The organism is Streptomyces humi, assembly GCF_001005085.2.
GTDB classification, from domain to species: Bacteria; Actinomycetota; Actinomycetes; order Streptomycetales; family Streptomycetaceae; genus Streptomyces; species Streptomyces humi.
On record NZ_LBMU02000131.1, the window covers coordinates 1 to 3,924 of the forward strand.

General features: G+C 70.4%; 2 protein-coding genes. Both read left to right on the plus strand.

Annotation, left to right across the window (positions count from 1 at the left end):
• Positions 1–14 precede the first annotated feature (14 nt).
• Positions 15–3,290, plus strand: a complete 3,276-nt coding sequence (locus AAW13_RS46260; protein WP_276207644.1) for a type I polyketide synthase — start codon at positions 15–17, stop codon at positions 3,288–3,290.
• Positions 3,291–3,338: 48 nt separating this feature from the next.
• Positions 3,339–3,924, plus strand: a 586-nt coding sequence (locus AAW13_RS42075; RefSeq protein WP_206306376.1) for a beta-ketoacyl synthase N-terminal-like domain-containing protein, incomplete at its 3' end; no start/stop codon positions are given.

Genomic DNA, 3,924 nt, shown 5'->3' on the forward strand with positions numbered 1-3,924 from the left:
TGGTGTCGGGTGATGTGGGGGCGTTGGAGGAGTTGCTTGCGGCTTGTGAGGCGGAGGGGGTGAGGGCGCGGCGGATTCCGGTGGACTATGCGTCGCATTCGGCGCATGTGGAGGAGATCCGGGATGAGTTGTTGGGGTTGCTGGAGCCGGTGCGTCCTCGCTCTGGTGGGGTGCCGTTCTATTCGGCGGTGACCGGCACCGTGGTGGACGGCGCTGTTCTGGACGCGGAGTACTGGTTCAGGAATCTGCGGCAGACTGTCGATTTCCGTGGTGCGACGAGGGCGTTGCTTGCGGACGGCTTCGACGCTTTCATCGAGGCCAGTGCGCATCCGGTGCTGACCGCGGCTGTCGAGGAGACGGTCGAGGAGATGGACGCGGACGCGGTGGTGCTGGGCACCCTGCGCCGTAACGAAGACGAACAGCGGCGTTTCACTCTGTCGCTCGCGGAGGCCTTCACGGCCGGACTCCCTGTGCAGTGGCCGGTGAACGGGCGGACGGCGGATGTCCTGGAGCTGCCGACGTATGCGTTCCAGCGCGAGCGCTACTGGCTGGAGCCGGTGCGGGCGGCGGTGACCGATGCGGCGGGCCTGGGTCTGGAAAGCCTTGGGCACGGGCTGCTCGGTGCCATGGTGGCGGTGCCGGACTCCGACGGCGTGGTGCTGACAGGGTCGCTGTCGTTGCGGTCGCATCCCTGGCTCGCCGAACACGCCGTGTTCGGCACCGCACTCCTGCCCGGGACGGCGTTCGTGGAGATGGCGCTGCGGGCCGGCTCGGAAGTCGGTACCACCGAGGTGCGCGAACTCGTCATGGAAGCACCCCTGTTGGTGCCGGACCACGGTGAGGTACGCCTGCATGTGAGTGTGACCGGCGCGGACGGCTCCGGCTGCCGGACGCTGGTGGTGCGCTCCCGCTCGGAGCAGGACTGGACGGTTCATGCCCGGGCCGTGCTGGCCCCCGGGGCAGCGGACGCGCCGGTTCCCCAGTCCGTCGCCTGGCCGCCGGCGGGTGCCGAGCAGCTGGATGTCTCGGCGCTGTACGACGAATTCGCCGCGGCCGGCTACGACTACGGGCCACTGTTCCAGGGCGTCCGGGCCGTCTGGCGCCGGGACGGGGAGGTCTTCGCGGAGGTCGAGTTGCCGCAGGGGGACGGTGACGGGTTCGCCGTGCATCCCGCGCTGCTGGACGCGGCGTTGCACTCGCTGGTGCTGATCGATCCGGATGCGGGTGGGGTCGGCGAGCCCCGGCTGCCGTTCTCGTGGACCGGCGTGTCCTTCGTGAACTCCGGCGCCACGGCGCTGCGCGTGCGGTTGGCCATGACGGGCGAGGACAGGGTGTCCCTGTCGGCGACGGATCAGGCCGGCCGGCCGGTGGGGTCGGTGGAGTCGCTGGTCCTGCGCGCCGTGAACGCGGAGCAGTTGCGGGTGGGCCGGCAAGAGGGCCTGTACCGGCTGGAGTGGCAACCGGTACAGGTTGCGCCGGAGCGGGCGGCCGGGGGCGGTCGCGCCGTCCTGGCGCCTGACCTGGATCTGACGTCCCTCGGGGAGTCCGTTCCCGATGTCGTCATTGCGCCTCTCACGAGTGGTGATGTGCCGCCGGAGAGGTTGGCGGAGCAGGCGCGGTCGGCGACTCAGCGGGCCCTGACGCTGATACAGGGTTTCCTCGCCGAGGAGCGTCTGGCCTCGACTCGGCTGGTGTTCCTCACGCACGGCGCGGTGTCGACGCGGCCGGGTGATGACGTCGGCGATCTGGTCAACGCACCCGTGTGGGGCCTGGTCCGCTCGGCGCAGCGTGAACACCCCGATCGTCTGTGGCTGGTGGACGGCGCCGACGAGGCACTGGCCGCACACCTGGCCATGGGCGAGGAACCGCAGTCGGCGGTGCGCGACGGCGCGGTTCTCGTCCCGCGGCTCGTACGGCACGCCGCACCTTCCGCCGGCACAGCTGTGACCTTCGGCGGGGACGTCGGCACCGTCCTGGTGACCGGTGGCACCGGCACGGTGGGTGCTCTGGTGGCCCGGCATCTGGTCACCGAACACGGCGTACGCCACCTGCTCCTGACCAGTCGGCGTGGACAAGAAGCACCGGGCGCAGCGCAGTTGGTGGCAGAGCTGACGGCACTGGGTGCGCAGGCGACGGTCACCGCATGCGATGCGGCGGACCGTGAGGCCCTGGCCGCCGTGCTGGCCGCCATCCCGTCGGACCGCCCGCTGACCGCGGTGTTCCATTCGGCGGGTGTCCTGGACGACGCCGTGGTCACCGGGCTGACAGCCGAGCAACTGGACCGTGTCCTGCGCCCGAAGATCGACGCCGCGCTCAACCTGCACCACCTCACCCGCGACCAGCGGCTCGACACGTTCGTCCTCTTCTCGGGGGCGGCGGCCACCTTCGGCAGCTCCGGCCAGGCGCATTACGCGGCAGCCAACGTGTTCCTGGAGGCGCTGGCGGCTCACCGGGTGGCGGACGGGCTGCCCGGTACCGCCCTCGGCTGGGGCTTCTGGGCCGAACGCAGCGAGATGACGGAGCACCTTGACGCGATCGCGATGCGGCGCATCGCACAGATCGGCCTCGCGGAGATGACGTCCGAGCAGGGACTCGCCCTGTTCGACGCGGCCGTACGGGCCGGGGAGGCCTTCGTCCTGCCGGCCGTGCTGAACGAGGTGAGCCTGCGCGAGCAGGCCGTCGCGGGCACCCTGCCGGCCATCCTGCGGGACCTGATCCGCAGGCCCGCACAGCGGACGGCGGCCAGGACGGACAGCGGTTCGGCCGGGGACACGGCCACCTTGGCCGAACGTCTGGCGGCCGCCTCCGACGAAGAGAGGACCGAGCAGCTTCGCGGTCTGGTCTGCGCACAGGCCGCCGGAGTCCTCGGCCATGCCACGGCGACCGCCGTGAAGTCGCACCACACCTTCAAGGAACTCGGGTTCGACTCCCTGGGCGCGGTGGAACTGCGCAACCGCCTGATGCGGGCCACGGGTCTGCGTCTCTCCGCCACCCTGGCCTTCGACTATCCGACGCCGGCTGCGCTCGCCGACCACCTGTGGGCGGAGCTGCGGCCGACGGAGGAGTCGTTGGCGGACCGGATGCTGAGCGACCTCGATGAGCTGGAGTCCGCGCTCGTCACCCTGGCGCCCGACGAGCAGGCGCGTGACCGCGTCCTGAGCCGGATGCGGCAGCTCGTCGCCAAGCACCTGAGCGCGGACCCGGGGAGTGCCGACGAAGCGTCCGATGCGGACCGTTTCGACACGGCCAGCGACGACGAGCTCTTCGACTTCCTCGACAGCGGCATCTGACAGCGACGCCGGGCGACGGACCTTCATGACTTCAGGCAGGGGGAGAGAGTGAACACCGAGGACAAGCTGCGCTCGTACCTCAAGCAGGCTGCCACGGATCTGCGTGACACCCGTGAGCGCCTGCGCAAGCTTCAGGACGATGCCCACGAGCCCGTCGCGATCGTGGGGATGGGGTGCCGGTTCCCGGGTGGGGTGCGCTCACCGGAGGAGCTGTGGCGGCTGGTCGCCTCGGCGGGCGACGCCGTGTCGTCGTGGCCGACTGATCGGGGCTGGGACGCCGACGGTCTCTACGATCCGGATCCGGACGCGGTGGGGAAGTCGTACGCCCGGTCGGGTGGGTTCCTGTATGACGCGGCGGAGTTCGATGCGGAGTTCTTCGGGATCTCGCCGCGTGAGGCGTTGGCGATGGATCCGCAGCAGCGGTTGTTGTTGGAGACGTCGTGGGAGGCGATGGAGCGGGCGGGGATCGATCCGGTGTCCCTGCGCGGCAGCCGCACCGGCGTCTACATGGGCCTGATGTACCACGACTACGGATCCCGGGTTCGCAAGGCACCAGAAGAACTTGAGGGCTACCTGCTCAACGGCAGTGCGGGCAGCATCGCGGCGGGTCGGTTGTCGTACACGTTCGGTCTGG